The sequence below is a fragment of the Actinacidiphila glaucinigra genome (assembly GCF_035918135.1).
Classification (GTDB): Bacteria; Actinomycetota; Actinomycetes; order Streptomycetales; family Streptomycetaceae; genus Actinacidiphila; species Actinacidiphila glaucinigra.
In genome coordinates, this window is sequence record NZ_CP109144.1 from 5,514,172 (window position 1) to 5,532,875 (window position 18,704).

The 18,704-nt window shown below is 73.5% G+C and carries 14 protein-coding genes, 1 tRNA gene and 1 pseudogene; 11 read left to right on the plus strand and 5 right to left on the minus strand.

Translation table 11 applies throughout. From position 1 onward, the window contains the following. The first annotated feature begins 163 nt into the window (after nt 1-163). The 3 genes from OIE69_RS24725 to OIE69_RS24735 all read left to right on the plus strand — a co-directional run bounded on the left by OIE69_RS24725 (nt 164) and on the right by OIE69_RS24735 (nt 4,816). Nucleotides 164-1,090, plus strand: a complete 927-nt coding sequence (locus OIE69_RS24725; protein WP_326575712.1) for an FAD binding domain-containing protein — start codon at nt 164-166, stop codon at nt 1,088-1,090. Next, nucleotides 1,087-2,418 carry a (2Fe-2S)-binding protein gene (locus OIE69_RS24730; protein WP_326575714.1) on the plus strand — a complete coding sequence of 444 codons (1,332 nt, stop codon included), beginning with the start codon at nt 1,087-1,089 and terminating at the stop codon, nt 2,416-2,418. The genes OIE69_RS24725 and OIE69_RS24730 overlap by 4 nt, the downstream gene beginning before the upstream one ends. 61 nt (nt 2,419-2,479) lie before the next feature. After that, complete coding sequence (locus OIE69_RS24735; protein WP_326575716.1) at nt 2,480-4,816, plus strand: xanthine dehydrogenase family protein molybdopterin-binding subunit; 2,337 nt, start codon at nt 2,480-2,482, stop codon at nt 4,814-4,816. A 467-nt stretch (nt 4,817-5,283) separates the two neighbouring features. On the opposite strand, the gene OIE69_RS24740 is transcribed toward OIE69_RS24735, so the two are convergent. Continuing rightward, nucleotides 5,284-6,471, minus strand: a complete 1,188-nt coding sequence (locus OIE69_RS24740) for an FG-GAP-like repeat-containing protein (protein WP_326575718.1) — start codon at nt 6,469-6,471, stop codon at nt 5,284-5,286. Between the two features lie 318 nt (nt 6,472-6,789). Here OIE69_RS24740 and OIE69_RS24745 point away from each other — a divergent pair. Then, nucleotides 6,790-6,975, plus strand: a pseudogene (locus OIE69_RS24745) (site-specific integrase); the annotation flags it as partial. A gap of 68 nt (nt 6,976-7,043) precedes the next feature. Here the strand turns inward: OIE69_RS24745 and OIE69_RS24750 are convergent. Beyond that, nucleotides 7,044-7,115: transfer RNA gene (locus tag OIE69_RS24750), tRNA-Cys, on the minus strand. Nucleotides 7,116-7,206: 91 nt separating this feature from the next. Beyond that, nucleotides 7,207-8,067: an alpha/beta fold hydrolase gene (locus tag OIE69_RS24755; RefSeq protein WP_326575720.1), complete on the minus strand. Its 861-nt coding sequence runs from the start codon at nt 8,065-8,067 to the stop codon at nt 7,207-7,209. Between the two features lie 145 nt (nt 8,068-8,212). Between OIE69_RS24755 and OIE69_RS24760 the strand changes: the two genes are divergently transcribed. The 7 genes from OIE69_RS24760 to OIE69_RS24790 all read left to right on the plus strand — a co-directional run bounded on the left by OIE69_RS24760 (nt 8,213) and on the right by OIE69_RS24790 (nt 16,676). Further along, entirely contained in the window at nt 8,213-9,580 is a 1,368-nt protein-coding gene (locus OIE69_RS24760; RefSeq protein ID WP_326581403.1) for an MFS transporter, read from the plus strand. Nucleotides 9,581-9,611: 31 nt separating this feature from the next. Continuing rightward, nucleotides 9,612-9,812, plus strand: a complete 201-nt coding sequence (locus OIE69_RS24765) for a hypothetical protein (protein WP_326575722.1) — start codon at nt 9,612-9,614, stop codon at nt 9,810-9,812. A 1-nt stretch (nt 9,813) separates the two neighbouring features. Next, nucleotides 9,814-10,203 (plus strand): type II toxin-antitoxin system death-on-curing family toxin, encoded by a 390-nt coding sequence (locus tag OIE69_RS24770; RefSeq protein ID WP_326575723.1) that lies wholly within the window; start codon nt 9,814-9,816, stop codon nt 10,201-10,203. A gap of 873 nt (nt 10,204-11,076) precedes the next feature. Then, nucleotides 11,077-12,315, plus strand: a complete 1,239-nt coding sequence (locus OIE69_RS24775) for an IS256 family transposase (RefSeq protein ID WP_326575724.1) — start codon at nt 11,077-11,079, stop codon at nt 12,313-12,315. Nucleotides 12,316-13,013: 698 nt separating this feature from the next. Continuing rightward, entirely contained in the window at nt 13,014-14,822 is a 1,809-nt protein-coding gene (locus OIE69_RS24780; RefSeq protein ID WP_326575726.1) for a DEAD/DEAH box helicase, read from the plus strand. 329 nt (nt 14,823-15,151) lie between these two features. After that, entirely contained in the window at nt 15,152-15,817 is a 666-nt protein-coding gene (locus OIE69_RS24785) for an IclR family transcriptional regulator (protein ID WP_018564058.1), read from the plus strand. 70 nt (nt 15,818-15,887) lie between these two features. After that, on the plus strand, nt 15,888-16,676 hold the full coding sequence (locus OIE69_RS24790; protein WP_326575729.1) for a S16 family serine protease: 789 nt from the start codon (nt 15,888-15,890) through the stop codon (nt 16,674-16,676). Here OIE69_RS24790 and OIE69_RS24795 read toward each other — a convergent pair. Both OIE69_RS24795 and OIE69_RS24800 read right to left on the minus strand, forming a co-directional pair. After that, the gene (locus OIE69_RS24795; protein WP_326575731.1) at nt 16,673-17,974 is read right to left on the minus strand and encodes an MFS transporter; all 1,302 of its coding nucleotides are present in this window, start codon (nt 17,972-17,974) and stop codon (nt 16,673-16,675) included. The genes OIE69_RS24790 and OIE69_RS24795 overlap by 4 nt on opposite strands. A 24-nt stretch (nt 17,975-17,998) precedes the next feature. Then, on the minus strand, nt 17,999-18,625 hold the full coding sequence (locus OIE69_RS24800) for a winged helix-turn-helix domain-containing protein (RefSeq protein WP_326575733.1): 627 nt from the start codon (nt 18,623-18,625) through the stop codon (nt 17,999-18,001). Between the last annotated feature and the right edge of the window lie 79 nt (nt 18,626-18,704).

The window sequence follows — 18,704 nt, forward strand, 5'->3', positions numbered from 1 at the left end:
GGATAAAGCCGCAAACCGGGCGGAGTTCCATCCGGAAGGCGGGTTCTCCTTTGCGACCCTCGCGTTGATCACCCCGGAAGATGTGCCAGAGTTGCCACGTCCGGGCTGTCAGCACGTACCGTACGGCTACCGCACCGCGGACAGCCGGGGAAGGGGCAGCTGCGTGAGCACGTACGCACGGCAGGCAGCGCGCAATGTGGCGTTGCCGACCTCGCTCGACGAGGCCGTGGCGGCATTGGCCGCCACGCCCACCGCCGTGCCCGTCGCCGGAGGCACCGACCTCATGGCGGCCGTGAACTCCGGGCTGCTGCGCCCCGCGGGACTGGTCGGTCTCGGGCGCATCAGCGAGATCCGCGGCTGGCAGTACGCCGACGGCGCGGCGCTGCTCGGCGCCGGCCTCACCCACGCCCGCATGGGCCGCCCCGACTTCGCCGCGCTCATCCCGGCGCTGGCCGCCGCCGCGCGCGCCGCCGGGCCCCCGCAGATCCGCAACGCGGGCACGCTCGGCGGCAACATCGCCGGCGCCGCCCCCACCGGCGACTCGCTGCCCGTGCTGGCCGCCCTGGAGGCGTCCGTCCTCGTCGCCGGCCCTGACGGCAACCGCGAGCTGCCGGTCAGCCACCTGCTCACCGGCATGGACCCGCTGCGGCCGGGCGAGGTCCTGGCGTACGTCAGGGTTCCCCTGCTGCACGCGCCGCAGACCTTCCTCAAGGCCACCGGCCGCACCGGCCCCGGCCGTGCGATCGCGTCCGTCGCCGTCGTCCTCGATCCCGCGCGCCGGGGCGTACGCTGCGCGGTGGGAGCTGTCGCACCGGTGCCGCTGCGGCCGCTCGAGGCCGAACGCTGGGTCGCCGGGCTGATCGACTGGGACGGCGAGCGCACGCTGGCGCCGGAGGCCCTCACGGCCTTCGGCGAGTACGCCGCCGCCGCCTGCATCCCCGACCCGCTGCCGGCCGCGGACGGCCCCCTACGCCTTGACGGCGCGGGGGGACCCCCACCCGCAGCCCCCGAACTGCCCCCCGCGGCCGTCCAGCTGCGGCGTACGGTGGCCGCACTGGCCCGCCGCGCGCTGGGGAGGGCACTGGCATGAGTGACGACGTGTACGACGACAGGACACCGGACGGGCGCATGACCGACCAGCCGCAGGAGGGGTCCCCGCACGGCGGGGGATTCACCCCGGGACACGGGGTGTGGGAGCCCCTGCCCCACGGCGAGTACGACCCCGACCAGACCATGCACGTCTCCTTCGCGGCGCAGTTGTCCATGACCGAGCCCGGCGCCGACCCGCTCGCCGCCCCGGGCCACGGATACGCCCCCGAGCCCCCCGCCGTGCCGATGACGGTCGCCCACACCGAGGCGCCCGCCGCCCCGGCCGCCGGCGACGACGCGGCCACCACGTGGGCGATCCCCGTCGTGCGCGAGGACGCCGCCGCCGACGACTCCGGCGAGTACTCGGTGGGTGCCTTCATGCCCGCCCCCGACCCGGTGCAGCAGCCCTGGACCGCCCCCGCCCCGCAGGCGCCCCCGGCGCCCCACGCGGGCCCGGCCGACGGCGGCTGGTCCCTGCCCGCGGACGCCACCGGCCAGTGGAAGCTGCCGCTGGCCCCGGACGGCGTCGCCGAGGAGTCCGGCGAGTACCGCTTCCCGCCCGCCCCCGCCTACGCGCCGGCCGACGCCTTCGGGGAGCCCCGGCCCGAGCCGGTCCCCGGCGAGGACCACGCGCACCCGCAGGAGCCGGCGGCGGAGCCCGCCGCGGACTTCGTGGCGGACTCCGCGGCGGAGGAGCTCCCGGCCCCGGAGGAGGCGGCCGGGGAACCCGGTGACGAGCCCGGCGCGGACGCGCACAGCGAGCACCCGGTGGACTCCTACGTCCTCAACGTCAACGGCACCGACCGGCCCGTCACCGACGCCTGGCTCGGCGAGTCCCTGCTGTACGTGCTGCGCGAGCGCCTCGGCCTCGCCGGCGCCAAGGACGGCTGCGAGCAGGGCGAGTGCGGCGCGTGCTCGGTCAAGGTCGACGGCCGTCTCGTCGCCTCCTGCCTGGTGCCCGCGGCGACCGCCGCGGGCAGCGACATCCGCACCGTCGAGGGGCTGTCCGCCGACGGGGGCCCCTCGGACGTCCAGCGCGCGCTCGCCGAGTGCGGGGCGGTGCAGTGCGGTTTCTGCATCCCCGGCATGGCGATGACCGTGCACGACCTGCTCGAGGGCAACCACAGCCCGACCGAGCTGGAGACCCGGCAGGCCATCAGCGGCAACCTCTGCCGCTGCTCCGGCTACCAGGGCGTCCTGGAGGCCGTCCGCCAGGTCGTGGCCGAGCGCGAGGAGAGCGCCGAGAGCGCCGCGGACGACACCGCGGGCGACCCGGCGGAAGGCGTCCGCGTCCCGCACCCGCGCCACTCCTCCGGAGGCCCGGCGTGAGCACCCCGAACCTCCTGACCCGGCACCACCTCCCCCCTCGCGGCAGCGAAAGGTACGCGCGATGACGGGCCCCGACGCCGCGACGGCCACCCCGGCCGTGGGCACCCCCGCGCCGGTCGAGACCGGCGCCGACGAGCAGCAGGCCGCGCCGCACGGCATCGGCGTCTCCCTGCCCACCACCGACGCCCTCGCCAAGGCCCAGGGCACGTACCCGTACGCCGCCGACCTGTGGGCCGAGGGCCTGCTGTGGGCGGCCGTGCTGCGCTCCCCGCACCCGCACGCCCGCATCCTGTCCGTCGACACGACGGAGGCCGTCGCGCTGCCCGGCGTACGGGCCGTGGTGACCCACGAGGACGTCCCGGGCGACGCCATGCACGGGCGCCGCGTCGCCGACCGCCCCGTCTTCGCCAAGGACACCGTCCGGCACCACGGCGAGGCCATCGCCGCCGTGGCCGCCGACCACCCCGACACCGCCCGGCTCGCCGCCGCCGCCATCCACGTCGAGTACGAGGTCCTGGAGCCCGTCATCGACCCGGAGCGGGCCTTCTCGGCGCCCCCGCTGCACCCCGACGGCAACCTGATCCGGCACATCCCGCTGCAGTTCGGCGACCCGGACGCGGTCGGCGAGGTCATCGTCGAGGGCCTGTACCGGGTGGGCCGCCAGGACCCGGCCCCGGTCGGCGCCGAGGCCGGCCTCGCCGTGCCCCGCCCCGACGGCGGCGTGGAGCTCTACGTCGCCTCCACCGACCCGCACACCGACCGCGACCTGGCCGCCGCCTGCTTCGGGCTGGAACAGGACCGGGTCAAGGTCGTCGTCACCGGAGTGCCCGGCGCGATGGGCGACCGCGAGGACTCCGGGGTGCAGATCCCCCTCGGGTTGCTCGCGCTGAAGACCGGCTGCCCGGTCAAGTTCGTGGCCACCCGCGAGGAGTCCTTCCTCAGCCACAGCCACCGCCACCCCACCCTGCTGCGCTACCGCCACCACGCGGACGCCGAGGGCCGGCTGGTCAAGGTCGAGGCCCAGGTGCTGCTGGACGCCGGCGCGTACGCCGACACCTCCGCCGACGCGCTGGCCGCGGCCGTGGCCTTCGCCGCCGGCCCCTACGTCGTCCCGCACGTCTTCGTCGAGGGCTGGGCGGTGCGCACCAACAACCCGCCCTCCGGCCACGTCCGGGGCGAGGGCGCGATGCAGGTCTGCGCGGCCTACGAGGGCCAGATGGACAAGCTCGCCGCCAAACTCGGCCTGGACCCGGCCGAGATCCGCATGCGCAACGTCATGGCCACCGGCGACCTGCTGCCCACCGGCCAGACCGTCACCTGCCCGGCACCCGTCGGCGAACTGCTCAAGGCCGTACGCGACACCGACCTGCCCCCGCTGCCCGTCGATGACGACGAGTCCGAATGGCTGCTCCCCGGCGGCCTGGAGGGCGCGGGCGAGCCGGGCGCGGTGCGCCGCGGCGTGGGCTACGCGCTCGGCATGGTCCACATGCTCGGCGCCGAGGGCACCGACGAGGTCTCCACCGCCACCGTCCGCATCCACGACGGCGCCGCCACCGTCATCTGCGCCGCCGTCGACACCGGCCAGGGCTTCGCCACCCTCGCCCGGCAGATCGTGCAGGAGGTCCTCGGCGTCGAGGACGTCCGCGTGCTGCCCTCCGACACCGACCAGCCCCCGGCCGGCGCCGCCGCCCGCGGCCGCCACACCTGGGTCTCCGGCGGCGCGGTCGAACGCGCCGCCAAGATGGTGCGCACCCAGCTGCTGCAGCCGCTCGCCGGGAAGTTCGGCATGTCGGCCGAGCTGCTCACCATCGCCGACGGAAAGATCACCAGCTACGACGGCGTGCTCTCCACCACCGTCGAGGAGGAGCTGGCCGGCAAGGAGCTGTGGGCCACCGCCCAGTGCCGTCCGCACCCCACCGAGAAGCTCGACGACACCGGCCAGGGCGACGCCTTCGTGGGTCTCGCCTTCTGCGCCGTGCGCGCCGTGGTGGACGTCGACATCGAACTCGGCGCGATCCGGGTCGTGGAGATGGCCGTCGCCCAGGACGTCGGCCGGATCCTCAACCCCGCGCAGTTGCACGCCCGCATCGAGGCCGGGGTCGGCCAGGGCGTCGGCATGGCCCTCATGGAGGACCTCCGCGCGCCGCGCGGCATCATCAAGCGGCCCAACCTGACCGGCTATTCGCTGCCCACGGCGCTCGACGCGCCCGCGATCCGCGTGGTCCGGCTCGTCGAGGAACGCGACGTGCTCGCGCCCTTCGGCGCCAAGGCCGCCAGCGCGGTCCCCGTGGTCGTCTCCCCGGCCGCCGTCGCCTCCGCCGTCCGCGCGGCCACCGGCCGCCCGGTCAGCCGTCTCCCCATCCGCCCCCAGCACGCGGTGGCCCGCCCCCAGGGCTGACCCACCGCCACCCACGACGAAGGGCCCGGTCCGTACGGACCGGGCCCTTCGTGCGGAGGCCGTGGCGGGAATCGAACCCACGTAACTCGATTTGCAGGTTCGCCTGGTGCGGTGAGGATGGCGACCCCGGCCGTTCGGGCGGGTTCATTGCCGTTCCCGGAGCGGGGTGTGTAGTGGCTCGCGGACGAGTGCGAACCACGGCGTGCGGCTATGAACGAGACGGAAACTGAGACGGACTGCAAGGTGGGCCCGACTCGTGGTGCCGGGTTCCGGGCTTTGGCACGGTGTGGGCAAGGTCTCGGGGGTGTGAGTCTGGCGTGGCGGTTCGCTCTGCAGTGGACTGTGGCGGCACCGTGACTGCTGTGCCGGGCAGACCGCGGGTGCGGTCTGCCCGGGCGTATGTCCGATGAGAGCCAGGCCGGTCCGGAGCAGGTCGCACGGGGCCGGCGAGGCTGTTCACGGGCGGATCAGAAGGCAGTGGCGCCTTCCAGCGCCCACCAGGTGCCGTTGCCGAGGTCGACCTTGCGCAGGCCGCCGGTGGCGAGCCCCTGGTACTGGTAGAGCGAGGAGCCGTCGGACGCTTCCAGGTCGGGTCGCCCGTCTCCGGAGGTGTCGCCGACGCCGAGGATGTGGTCCATCGAGTTCCAGCCGCCGGTGCCGATGAGCTTGCGCGCGCCGAGAGTCCGGGTCGAGGTTCCGGGGTAGAGCCACAGCTTCCCTGTGGCCTTCTCCCTGGCAACGAGGTCAGCCCGGCCGTCGCCGGTCATGTCACCAGCGCCGACGAGGGCGTTCATGCCGTTCCAGCCGCCGGTGCCGATGAGCTTGCGCGCGCCGAGGCCCCCGCTGCCGGTACCCGGATAGAGCCAGAGTTTGCCGGTGGCCTTCTCTACGCCGAGAAGGTCGGAGCGGCCGTCGCCGGTCAGGTCGCCGAACGCCGCGAGGCGGCCCATGGAGTTCCAGCCGCCGTTGCCGATGAGCTTGCGCGTGCCGAGGCCTCCGCTGCCGGTGCCCGGGTACAGCCACAGTTTGCCGGTGGCCTTCTCACTGGCGATCACGTCCTCGCGGCCGTCACGACTGAAGTCGCCGTGCCTCACGAGGGCGTTCATGGCGTTCCAGCCGCCGTTGCCGATCAGGCGCCCGGTGCCGTTGCCGGGCATGAGCCACAGGCGCCCGGCCTCATCACGCAGTACCGCGTCCGCGCGCCGGTCGCCGTTCATGTCGCCGAACCCGAGCGCCTTCGGCGACGTCGCCGTCTCCCAGTAGGGATACGGGTCCGTCTCACACTCGCGCAGCGTGCGCGAGATCTTGATAGAGCTGTAGTCAGCCTCGGCGCCGGAGATCGGATAGATCTCATCGGGGGTATCCCATGCCCCGAACCCCTCGTAGTTCGGCTTGTCGAAGAAACAGACATTCAATCCCGTGCGGTTGTACCGCAACCGGATCTTGTTGTCCCAACTCCCCAGCGTGGGCACGCTCGTCTTCGTCTTGAACGTCGAGCCCGTACCGTCGTCATTCGCCCAGCCACAGAAGTAGCCCTTGGGACAGTCACTGGTCGCCGCCTGCGCGGGCGCCGCGCCGGCCCCGAGCAGCCCGAGCGATGTGAGCCCCAGCGTCGTGGCCAAAGCGGCCGCGCGCTGAAGCAGAGTGGTGCGCATAGATCCCCTCCCTTACGCGGCACGGAGAAGAGTCTCAACGTGCCGCGCCAGGAAGATGCCCCAGCCTACGGACAGCTGATCAAGCGCCCTGGAGGTGGTCACCGGCTTTGTGTCCCGTCGTCCACCAGTCGGCGACTGGGTACGGCCGGGGGCATCAGCCGACGGCAAGGGCGGCGCCGTGCTGGAAGGCCGTCTCCCCAGGCGTCACCCCGGCAGGTCGCCGAAACTGTAGTCCCTGCTCGGATCTGCCGGGTGGAAGGCGGGTGGGTGTTCCCCGACGAACACGGCCGCATCGCTTCCCACCGGAAGGACTGGCCCGGGGTGCCTGAGCGCGCTGTCATGGGCCTCATGGGATGGTCGACAACGGCCATGGCCGCCCGGTATCAGCACATGGTCGATGCGGTGCGAACCGAGGTGGCGAAACAGGTCGACGGTCTGATCTGGAAGCCGGGGACGGATGGGCCGGATGACGGCGCCGCAGGCGTGCTCGTGCCGGTCAACTGAGACGGGCAGACAGATGGGGCGTACCTCTTCCGAGTTGATCCCCATCGTTTTCCTGGTCAAGGCAGAAGAGGCCGTGGCGGGAATCGAACCCACGTAACTCGATTTGCAGTCGAGCCCCTGAACCACTCGGGCACACGGCCTTGCGTCGTCGACGTACCCCGACCATAGACGCGGCCCCCGGGAGGGGGTCAACGTCTCCCGGGGGCCTGCAACAGGACTGCCATACGCCGTTCACGAACCGCCGGGGGAGGCCAGGAACTCCTCCACCACCGGGCGGAACAGGTCGGGTTCGTCCACCCACGGGAAGTGCCCGACGGCGTGCAGCGGGCGCAGGCGGGCGTGCGGGAAGCAGGCCGCGACGACCTCGCCCGCGCGCATGCCGGTGACGGCGTCGCGGTCGCCGGTGAGGACCAGGACCGGGCAGGTCACCTCGCGCAGCCGGGCCAGCACGGCGAGCCGGGCCGGCTCGTCCAGGCCCTGCCAGAAGCCGGCGCGGGGGACCGGGTGCAACTGGCCGCCCTCGGCGGCGGCGTGGGCGCGCTGGGGCTCGTCCCAGTGGCCGTACGCCATCGGCGCGACCTGGAGCAGCAGCGTACGGACCCGGTCGAGGTCGTCGGCGGTCTCCAGCTCGGCGAGGGAGGCGACCGCCTCCGGCCACCAGGGCTCGCCGACCCGGCTCTCGAAGATCTCTCGCGCGTCGTCGGGCAGCTCGCCCTGCAGCCGCGAGCCCGGGGTGACCAGCACGAGGTGGGTCAGCCGCTCCGGGTAGGCGGCGGCGTAGGCCTGCGCGGTCGCGGCGGCCGCGTCGTGCGCGAGCAGCGCGAAGCGCTCGAGGCCCAGGTGCCCGCGCAGCGCCTCCACGTCCTGGGCGAGCCGCGGGAAGGAGTAGGCGAGCGGGTCGTCGGCCGGCGGGCTGCCGCCGGTGCCCCGGCTGTCCGGGACCACCAGGCGCCGGCCCCGGTCCAGGCCGCCCAGGTCGCCGAGGTAGGCGGCGTCCCGCCCCGGGCCGCCGGCGAGCGCGAGCAGTACGGGCCCCTCGCCCCGGTCCGTGTAGGCGAGCTGGGTTCCGTCGTACGAGGTGTAGTGCGGCATGGCCTACGCCTTCCCTGCCCCGGCCGGCTTCTCCCGGTCCTAGGCCGAAAGGCCGACCGGGGTGCCAGGGGCAAGGAGCCGATTGACCCCTTACCCTGTCGTGGTGACCACCGCAGACACCGAGCCGGTATCCGGCCATGCAGGCATGCTCCTCGCCGCGCCGGACACCGGCACCGACACCGTTCTGGGCAGCCGCTACCGCGCGCTGACCCTCGCGATGGTCTCCGTCGTCCTGCTCATCGCCTTCGAGGCCACCGCCGTCGGCACGGCCATGCCCATCGCCGCGCGCGAGCTGGACGGGCTGCAGCTGTACGCCTTCGCCTTCTCCGGCTACTTCACCACCTCCCTCTTCGCGATGGTCGTCAGCGGCCAGTGGTGCGACCGCACCGGCCCGCTCGCGCCGCTCGTCGCCGGCATCGGCGCCTTCGCGGCCGGCCTGGTCGTCTCCGGCACCGCCCAGTCCATGTGGCCGTTCGTGCTGGGCCGCGCCGTGCAGGGCATCGGCGGCGGGCTCGTCATCGTCGCCCTGTACGTCGTCGTCGGCCTCGCCTACCCCGAACGCCTGCGGCCCGCGGTGATGGCCGCCTTCGCCGCGTCCTGGGTGCTGCCCTCCATCGTCGGCCCGCTCGTGGCCGGCACGGTCACCGAGCAGTTCGGCTGGCGCTGGGTCTTCCTCGCGATCCCGGCGCTCGTCGTGCTCCCGCTCCTCATCGGCCTGCCCGCGCTGCGCCGCACCTCCCTGCAGCGGCCGCCGGACGACCGCAAGGCTCCCGACCGGCGCCGGCTGGGCCTGGCGCTCGCCGTCTCCGCCGGTGCCGGGCTGCTCCAGTACGCCGGGCAGGACCTGCGGCCGCTGTCCCTGGTCTTCGCGGCGGCGGGCGCCGTGCTCGTCGTCCCGGCCGCACTGCGGCTGCTGCCCCGCGGCACCTTCCGCGCGGCCCGCGGACTGCCGTCCGTGGTGCTGCTGCGCGGTGTGGCCTCCGGCACATTCCTCGGAGCCGAGAGCTTCGTCCCGCTGATGCTCGTCACACAGCGGCACATGTCCCCGACCCTCGCCGGGCTCTCCCTCGCCAGCGGCGGCGTCACCTGGGGCATCGGCTCCTGGATCCAGGGCCGCCCCCGCCTCGAACCCCACCGCGAACGCCTCGTCGTCCTCGGCATGTTCCTCATGGCCGCCGCGATCGCCGGCGCCGCCCTGCCGCTCCTGGACGCCGCCCCCGCCTGGAGCGCGGCCGCCGCGTGGGCCGTGGGCGGCCTCGGCGCGGGCCTGGTCATCTCCTCCCTGAGCGTCATCCTCTTCAAGCTCTCGGCCCCCTCCGAGGCCGGTGCCAACTCCGCCGCCCTCCAGGTCTCCGACGCCCTGTCCAGCGTCGTCCTCGTCGCCGCCGCGGGCACCGTCTTCGCCGCCCTCGGCGGTGCGACGGGCGCCTTCACGGCCGTCCTCCTCCCCATGTCCGTCCTCGCCCTCGCGGGCGTCGGCGTCGCGGCACGGCTCCGCCCGAAAACCGGGTGAGGCGGGCACGCCGAGGGGCTACCGTCCGAGTGTGAAAGAGCTGACCATCGTCTTCACCGACGCCGAGTGGGAGTCCATGGCAGACCTCGCGGACGCGCACGGCGTGCCCGCCGCGGAGTTCGTGCGCACGGCGGTGCGGGCCCACGAGGCGGCCGAGGCCGCGCGCGTCCGCGTCGCGGGGGAGGCGTACGCCGCCGCCCACGCGGACCTGCTGCGCAGGCTGGGGGAGTGACGTGACCGTGCGCCACCTCACCCTCGCCGAGGTCACCGACCTCGCCCGCCTCGCCTGCGGCGGCGAGCCGCCCGCCCTGCGCGAGCCCGGGCTGCTCGCGTCGGCCGTCCACCGCCCGCGGGCGCGGATGTTCGGCGTCGAGGCGTACGGGGACGACGTCTTCGCGGCGGCGGGGGCGCTGCTGCACGGGATCGCGGCGAACCACCCCCTGGTCGACGGGAACAAGCGGACGGCGTGGCTGGCGGCGGCGGTGTTCCTGGGGCTGAACGGGGTCGACCTGCGGTCGGCCGACCAGGACGCGGCGTACGACCTGGTCGTGTCGGTCGCGGCGGGGGAGGTTTCCGCCCCCGCGGCGATCGGCCTCGCCCTCGCCGCCCTGGCCTCCCCCTGAGCGATCCGTTACGGCCCGGGGTGTGGTTGTGCGGCCCGGTTGTCGTGTGCGGGTTGGTTGCGCCTGCGGGCGGCTGCGCCGGGCTGCCCGGTTGTCGTGTGCGGGTGCGTTGCGCCTGCGGCGGGCGGTTTCCCCGCCCTCCCTCCCGATTGCCCCGGATGGTTGGTGCGGGCCTCGCGCGTGCGTGGTGGGCCGGGGGCGGGGCCTCCGGGGCTGGGCATTCTGTACCGCATATTTATGTGCATGGCGGGCGGTCCAGGTTCTTGCCGTCTGTGCCGCACAACAAATACACGTCAGCGTCCAGAACGCCCACCCCTACGACCCCGCCCCCTCCGTTTCGTTGGGCGACCAACGGCCGGTGGTGGGTGATGGGGCGCGCGCCCCTCCCCGCACCGCAGGGTGCTGCCGCCAGCAGGGGTCTCCCGGCCGGAGGCCGAGCAGGGGTGCGAGCACTGGTGGCCGGGGGCACGGCGGGCGTGGGGGTGGGGGCGCACCCCTGTCCTCTGGTAAGCGGCCAACGGCCGTTGGGGGGTGATGGGGGCCCTTCCCCGCACCGCGGGGTGCTGCCTTCGGCAGGGTGCGGCCGGAGGCCGAGCAAGGGTGCACGCATCGGTGGCCGGGGGCACTTCCCGCAGGGGTTGTCTGCGTCACGGCGAGCGCCGGTGTGGGGGCGCACCCGCCCCTCTGGCCCACGGAGCGTCTGACGGCTGTGGGCGTTCAGTGAGGCAGGTGCGGCAGGTTGCGTCCTTGGAAGTGGTGTAACGGGTTGGACCTGATGCGGGGGTTTGCTCCGGCGTCCGGGTTGGTGCCCGCATAGACAAACGGCCACCGGCTGATCTTCGAAGTGTCGAAGCCTCGAAGGAGATCAGCACGATGACCGCACCTGACAGTCTGCCCCTGCACGCCCTCGCCGAGGAGAACCTTGCCGCGGCGAGTCCCGATCTGCTGCGCGCTATGGTCAAGACGTTCGCCGACGCGCTCATGTCCGCGGAGGCCGATGCCCTTTGCAACGCCGAATACGGGCAGGTCAGCGACGAACGCGTCAACCAGCGCAACGGATATCGCCCGCGCGAGTGGGACACCAGGGCAGGCACCGTCGAGCTCGCCATCCCCAAGCTCCGCAGCGGCAGCTACTTCCCGCACTGGCTGCTGGAACGACGCCGCAGGGCCGAGCAGGCCCTGATCTCGGTGGTCGCCACCGCCTACCTGCTCGGGGTCTCCACCCGTCGGGTCGAGAAGCTCGCCGAATCCCTTGGCGTCACCCAGTTGAGCAAGTCCCAGGTCAGCGCAATGGCCAAGCACCTGGACGAACAGGTGGCCGCGTTCCGTGACCGGCCGCTGGACGCCGGCCCGTATCCGTTCGTCTGGGTCGACGCACTGACGCAGAAGGTCCGCGAGGGCGGCCGCATCATCAACGTCCACGCGCTGGTCGCGGTCGGCGTCAACGCCGACGGCCACCGCGAAATCCTCGGCCTGGACGTCGCCACCGCCGAGGACGGAGCCGGCTGGCTGGCGTTCCTGCGCTCACTCATCGCCCGCGGCCTGAAAGGCGTCCAGCTCGTCGTCTCCGACGCCCACGCCGGCCTCGTCGACTCGATTGGCGCGACCCTGCCCGGCGCCTCATGGCAGCGCTGCCGCACCCACTACGCCCGCAACCTGCTGAGCCAGGTCCCGAAATCGGCCCAGCCATGGGTGGCCACGCTACTGCGGACGGTCTTCGAACAGCCCGACGCCCACGCCGTCCAAGCCCAGATGCGGCACGTCCTCCAGACCCTGGAAACGAAGTTTCCCAAGGCCGCCGAACACCTGGATGCCGCCCGCCACGACCTGCTGGCGTTTGCCGCCTTCCCGCGCGAGATCTGGCGGCAGATCTGGTCGAACAACCCGCAGGAACGACTGAACAAGGAGATCCGCCGCCGCACCGACGTGGTCGGCATCTTCCCCGACCGCACCGCCGTGATCCGCCTGGTCGGCGCCGTCCTGGCCGAGCAGAACGACGAGTGGACCGAAGCCCGCCGCTACATGGGCCGCGACCTCCTCGCCAAGGCCCGCCGCCACCCGATCGAGTCAGATACCGACGACACCGCCCTGCCCACCGAACTCACCGCATAGCCTCAAAGAAGAGATCACCGAGTGGCCGTCGATACACCACTCCAACGGACGTGACCGGTGCGGCAACCCCGGACCGCCCTCTACCACCCTCCGGCCGTCAGTCGCCCCGTCATAGGGAGGGGGCGGGGTCGTAGGGGTGGATGTTCTGGACGCTGCGGGATATTTGTGTGCGGCATCCGGGGCTCGGACTTGGACCGCCCGCCATGCACGTAAATAACCCAGTCCAGGACGTGCAGCCCCGGAGACCCCGCCCCCGGCCCACCACGCACGCGCGAGGCGGTCACTGACCGCGCCGGGCAATCGGGAGGGCGGGCGGGAGAACCGCCCGCCGCAGGCGCAACGACCCGCACGCGACAACCGGGCAGCCCGGGGCACGCGGGCCGCAGGCGCAGGCGACCCGCACGCGAGAACCGGGCAGCCCGGGGCACGCGGGCCGCAGGCGCAGGCGACCCGCACGCGAGAACCGGGCAGCCCGGGGCACGCGGGCCGCAGGCGCAGGCGACCCGCACACGACAACCGGGCAGCCCGGGGCACCCGGGCAGCAGGCGCAGACGACCCGCACGCGACAACCGGGCAGCCCGGGGCACCCGGCCCGCAACCGCAACGGACCCGCACACGACAACCGGCCGCAACCACGACCCCGGACCCCACCCCAGTAGGCTGTGACGGTTGTCGTACCCGACCCGTCACCGGAGACCGTGACTACCACCGCCCCGCACAGCGCCAGCAACTCGCACTCGCACCACCTGTCGCCCGCCTTCCCCGGCCGCGCCCCCTGGGGCACGGCCGGCAAGCTGCGCGCCTGGCAGCAGGGTGCCCTGGACCGGTACATCGCCACGCAGCCGCGTGACTTCCTGGCCGTCGCGACGCCCGGTGCCGGCAAGACGACGTTCGCGCTCACCCTGGCCTCGTACCTGCTCCACAACCACCTCGTGCAGCAGATCACCGTCGTCGCCCCGACCGAGCACCTGAAGAAGCAGTGGGCGGAGGCCGCGGCCCGGATAGGCATCAAGCTGGACCCCGAGTACAGCGCGGGGCCGGTCGGGAAGGACTACCACGGGGTCGCGGTGACCTACGCGGGCGTCGGCGTACGCCCGATGCTGCACCGCAACCGCTGCGAGCAGCGCAAGACGCTGGTGATCCTGGACGAGATCCATCACGCGGGCGACAGCCGGTCGTGGGGCGAGGCGTGCCTGGAGGCGTTCGAGCCGGCGGCCAGGCGGCTGGCCCTGACCGGGACGCCGTTCCGGTCGGACACCAACCCGATCCCGTTCGTGACGTACGAGGAGGGCAACGACGGCATCCGCCGGTCCTCGGCCGACTACACCTACGGCTACGGCAACGCGCTCGCCGACAACGTCGTGCGCCCTGTGATCTTCCTCTCCTACAGCGGCAACATGCGCTGGCGCACGAAGGCCGGCGACGAGATCTCCGCGCGGCTCGGCGAGCCGATGACCAGGGACGCGGTCAGCCAGGCCTGGCGGACCGCGCTGGCGCCGACCGGCGAGTGGATCCCGAACGTGCTGCGCGCCGCCGACCAGCGGCTGACGGAGGTCCGCAAGTCCATCCCGGACGCCGGTGCCCTGGTGATCGCCACCGACCAGGACACGGCCCGCGCGTACGCCAAGCTGATCCGGGAGATCACGGGGCACAAGGCGACCGTGGTGCTCTCCGACGACACCGGGGCGTCCTCGCGGATCGAGGAGTTCAGCGCGAGCGAGGACCGCTGGATGGTCGCGGTCCGCATGGTGTCGGAGGGAGTGGACGTCCCGCGGCTGGCGGTCGGGGTCTACGCGACGACGATCTCCACGCCGCTGTTCTTCGCGCAGGCGGTCGGCCGTTTCGTGCGGTCCCGCAGGCGCGGTGAGACGGCCTCGGTCTTCCTGCCGACCATCCCCATGCTGCTGGACTTCGCGGGCGAGATGGAGGTGGAGCGCGACCACGCGCTCGACAAGCCCAAGAAGGAGGGCGAGGAGGACCCGTACGCGGAGTCCGAGAAGGAGCTGGAGGAGGCCGAGAAGCAGCAGGACGAGGACACCGGCGAGCAGGACATGCTGCCCTTCGAGGCGCTGGAGTCCGACGCCGTCTTCGACCGGGTGCTGTACGACGGCGCCGAGTTCGGCATGCAGGCGCACCCGGGCAGCGCGGAGGAGCAGGACTACCTGGGCATTCCGGGCCTCCTGGAGCCGGACCAGGTGCAGCTGCTGCTGCAGAAGAGGCAGGCCCGGCAGATCGCGCACAGCCGGAAGAAGCCGGACGACGAGGCGGACCTGCTGGAACTCCCCGCCGAGCGGCGGCCGATCGTCACGCACAAGGAGCTGCTGGAGCTGCGCAAGCGGCTCAACACGATGGTCTCCGCGTACAACCACCAGAGCGGCAAGCCGCACGGTGTCATCCACAACGAGCTGCGACGGGTGTGCGGCGGTCCGCCGAGCGCGGAGGCGACGGCGGGGCAGCTCAACGAGCGCATCAAGAAGATCCAGGAGTGGGCGACCCGGATGCGCTGAGCGGCGGCCGCGCCCTCATCGGCGGTGCCCGGGCCAGGTGCTGATGGCCCGTCAGGGGTGATGTGAATCTTGCGGCGAGAGATGTGTTTCGGCGGAAGATTTACGCCGAACACCTCCACTGTCCCGGTCGCGTGACCGGATTGTGGACGAAGTCTTCCGCTGAGCGGTACGCATCGCTACCGTTCCGGTCACGCAACGCGCCGTGGCAGAGCAGCCTCGGGGCGCCGGCCGGTACCGCCAGACCGGTGGCCTCTCCGCGCTCTGCCGCGGGACCGGCAGTCCTCCCGCCGTGAGAGATGAGCCGCCACTCACCACGAGAGGGGGGCGTCGTGACCGCGGAGACCTCTCAGACGCTCGATCGGGGCCTGCGGGTCCTGAAGCTGTTGGCCGACACCGACCACGGACTGACCGTCACGGAGCTGGCGGCGAAGCTGGGCGTCAACCGTACGGTGGTCTACCGCCTTCTGGCGACACTGGAACAGCACTCCCTGGTCCGCCGGGACCTCGGCGGCCGCGCCCGGGTCGGCCTCGGAGTGCTGCGGCTGGCGCACCAGGTGCACCCGCTCCTGCGCGAGGCCGCGCTCCCCGCCCTGCGCTCCCTCGCCGAGGACATCGGCGCCACCGCCCACCTCACCCTGGTCGACGGCACCGAGGCGCTGGCCGTGGCCGTCGTCGAACCGAGCTGGACCGACTACCACGTCGCCTACCGCACCGGCTTCCGGCACTCCCTCGACCGCGGCGCCGCGGGCCGGGCGATCCTCGCCGGGCGCAGCGTGCAGCCGTACGAGCCCGATGCGCGCTGCTCCGAGGGCCCCGGCTACGTGCTCACCCACGGCGAGCTGGAGGCCGGGGCGAGCGGCGCGGCGGCCCCGCTGGTGGGCGTGCCGGGCATCGAGGGCAGTGTCGGCGTGGTGATGCTCGCCGACGCGATACCCGAACGGGTGGGTCCCCGGGTCGTCGAGGCGGCGCTGGAGGTCGCCGACGCCCTGCGGTGAGGGCCGGTGCCGGGCCGGGGTGCCCCGGGCCCCGGCCCGCCGGGCCGCCGCCGTGAACTACATTCACCCCATGCCTTTCGCCTCCGCCCGGAACCGGATCCTCGTCGTCTGCGCCGCGCTCGTGGCCGCGCTGCTGGCGGTGGCCCTGTTCGCGCCGCTGCCGATCTCGATCGTCGTGCCCGGGCTGACGGCCGACGTCCTCGGCGACGACCAGGGCAAGCCGGTGATCACGGTCGCCGGCACGGAGACCCGCGACACCTCGGGGCAGTTGCGGATGACGACCATCGCGGCGACCAACCCGGACACGGTCGTCCGCTTCGGTGACGTCCTGAAGGCCTGGTTCGCCACGGACCAGGCCGTGATGCCGAGGGACGCGGTCTACCCGACGGGCGGCACCGTCAAGGAGATCGAGCAGCACAACCAGGCGGAGATGACCGAGTCCCAGCAGGACGCCACCGCCGCGGCCCTGCGGCAGCTGCGGCTGTCCCCCTCGGACGTCGAGGTCACCCTGCACCTCGCGGACGTCGGCGGGCCCAGCGCCGGCCTGATGTTCAGCCTGGGCATCGTCGACAAGATCGAGGGCAACGGCCGCGGCGGCGACCTCACCGGCGGCCGCAGGATCGCCGGTACGGGGACGATCACGGCCGGCGGCAAGGTCGGCCCGGTCGGCGGCGTCCCGCTCAAGGAGCAGGCCGCCCGGCGCGACGGCGCGACCGTCTTCCTCGTCCCGAAGGCGGAGTGCGCCGACGCCAGGGCCGAACTCCCCAAGGGGCTCCGGCTGGTGCCCGTCACCACCCTCGACGGCGCGATCGACGCGCTGGTCGCCCTCGACAGCGGCGGCAAGGTCCCCAGCTGCTAGGTGCCCGCCGCCGGGGTCGGCCGTTCGTCCATGCGGCGCCAGGAGGGGAAGACCAGCGGGCACAGCGTCGCCAGGAGGTACGCGCCGCCCGCCGTCAGCAGCGCCGTGGTCAGCCCCGCGCCGTCCACCAGGTAGCCCGCGGCCAGGCCGCCCACGGGGGTGGTCAGCAGCACCCCCGCGCCCAGGGTGCCCAGGACACGGCTGCGCAGCTCGTCCGGTACGTGCTCGAAGGTCACCGTCGCCAGGATGGGGTTGAGCGCCCCCGCCGCGACGCCGCCCGCCACCATGGTGACCGCCAGGGCGCCCCACCCGGGCGCCCACGCGGCGACCAGGAACCGGGGCGCGCCGCACAGCAGGAAGCACAGTGTGTAGACCGGCCAGCGCGGCAGGCGGTGGCCCAGCGCCCCGTACAGCAGCGCCCCGGCGAGTGCGCCGGCCCCGAAGAGGCCTGACAGCAGTCCGAGTTGGACGGAGCCGCCGAGCTCCCGCTCGGCGTGCACGGGCAGCAGCACCGAACTCCACCCCGCGTCGAGGCCGTTGGTGACCATGACCATCAAGGTGATGGCGAGCAGCAGCCGGGAGCGGATCAGGAAGGCATAGCCCTCGCGTAGTTCGGCCCGGTAGGTGCGCAGGGAGACCGGTGCCGCGTTCTTGGCGGGTTCGGCGCCCGCCAGCCCGCGGACGCCGAAGGCGATCAGCAGCGCGGAGACGGCGAAGGTCGCGGCGTCCAGCAGCAGTACCGTTTCCGCGCCCAGGACGGCGATGAGCACGCCGGCGGCCGAGGCGCCGAGCATCCGGGCGCCGCGCGAGGCGCCGTCGAAGTACCCCGCGGCGCGCGCCAGCGGTGTCCCCGCCCGCTCGGCCAGTACGGGCAGCAGCACCTCGCGCGCGGTCTCGCCGGGGCCGTGGAAGAGCCCGCTGACGGCCATCAGCGCGCACAGCTGCCAGAACCGCAGCACGCCCGCGAAGTGGAGCAGCGGGATCGCCACGACGGCCACCGCGCACACCGCGTCCGACAGGACCGAGGACCTGCGCCGCCCGAAGCGGTCGATGACCGGGCCGCCGAAGAGCGCGGAGACCACGACCGGCAGGGTCGCGCAGAAGGCCGCCAGACCCGCGCGGGCGGCGCTGCCGGTGGTCTGCAGCACGAACCACGGAACGGCGAGCACGGTGAGTGAATTGCCGCTGATCGACACCACGTTGGCGGCCAGTACCAGCCGCAGCGGCCGTGGATCGGGTGCCGGGACGGGCTCCGTGGCCCGCTCGGTGCCGCCGGATATGCCGGTTCCGGTCTCCATGTGTGTCCCCCGTGGTCGGTGCGGTCAGTCCGCGGCGCGCGGAAAGGTGTGCAGGTGGACGTGGACGTGCGCGGTCTCCCCGGCCTCCGCCGTGTCCCCGGCGTTCTCCGGCTCCGCGCCCTGCCGGTCCCGGTAGCGCTCCACCACTGCGTGGAGTTCCTCGCGCAGGGCGCGGGCCCCGGCCGGGGTGAGCCGCAGGGCGAAGTCGCTGAGGTCGAAGCTGCGGCGCCACTCCTCGGGCCAGTCGCCGACGGTGGCGAGCCAGGTCTCCAGCTCCGCCGCGTGGACCGCGGCGACCTCCCGGCCGAACAGGCCGATCGCGGCGCGCACTTCGGGGTCGGCGTGGCCGAGGAAGCCCGCGGCGTCGAAGTGCGTGCCGCTGTGCGCGGCCTTCCACCAGCGCTCGCGGGCGGTGCCGCGCCCCGGGTCCTCCTCCACGAACCCGTACGCCGCCAGCTGCCGCAGGTGGTAGCTGGTGGCGCCGCTCGATTCGCCGAGCCGGGCCGCCAGACCCGAGGCGGTGGCCGGCCCGTACTCGCGCAACGCGGCGAGCAGCCGGATGCGCAGGGGGTGGGCGAGGCCGCGCAGGGTCCGCGGGTCGAGGCTGATGACGCCCGGGTCGGGCGCGCCGGCGGTGGGTTCGTCAGGCACGGGTTCACCGTAGAGGGTGCAAAGGCTTCTTTGCAACGCTTTCTTTGCATGGAACGCGGCGATACTCCGGCGGCACTCC

Coding starts and splice junctions, on each gene's coding strand:
- OIE69_RS24730 (WP_326575714.1), top strand. CDS start 1,087: ATGAGTGACGACGTGTACGACGACAGGACACCGGACGGGCGCATGACC.
- OIE69_RS24735 (WP_326575716.1), top strand. CDS start 2,480: ATGACGGGCCCCGACGCCGCGACGGCCACCCCGGCCGTGGGCACCCCC.
- OIE69_RS24740 (WP_326575718.1), bottom strand. CDS start 6,471: ATGCGCACCACTCTGCTTCAGCGCGCGGCCGCTTTGGCCACGACGCTG.
- OIE69_RS24755 (WP_326575720.1), bottom strand. CDS start 8,067: ATGCCGCACTACACCTCGTACGACGGAACCCAGCTCGCCTACACGGAC.
- OIE69_RS24760 (WP_326581403.1), top strand. CDS start 8,213: ATGCTCCTCGCCGCGCCGGACACCGGCACCGACACCGTTCTGGGCAGC.
- OIE69_RS24775 (WP_326575724.1), top strand. CDS start 11,077: ATGACCGCACCTGACAGTCTGCCCCTGCACGCCCTCGCCGAGGAGAAC.
- OIE69_RS24790 (WP_326575729.1), top strand. CDS start 15,888: ATGCCTTTCGCCTCCGCCCGGAACCGGATCCTCGTCGTCTGCGCCGCG.
- OIE69_RS24795 (WP_326575731.1), bottom strand. CDS start 17,974: ATGGAGACCGGAACCGGCATATCCGGCGGCACCGAGCGGGCCACGGAG.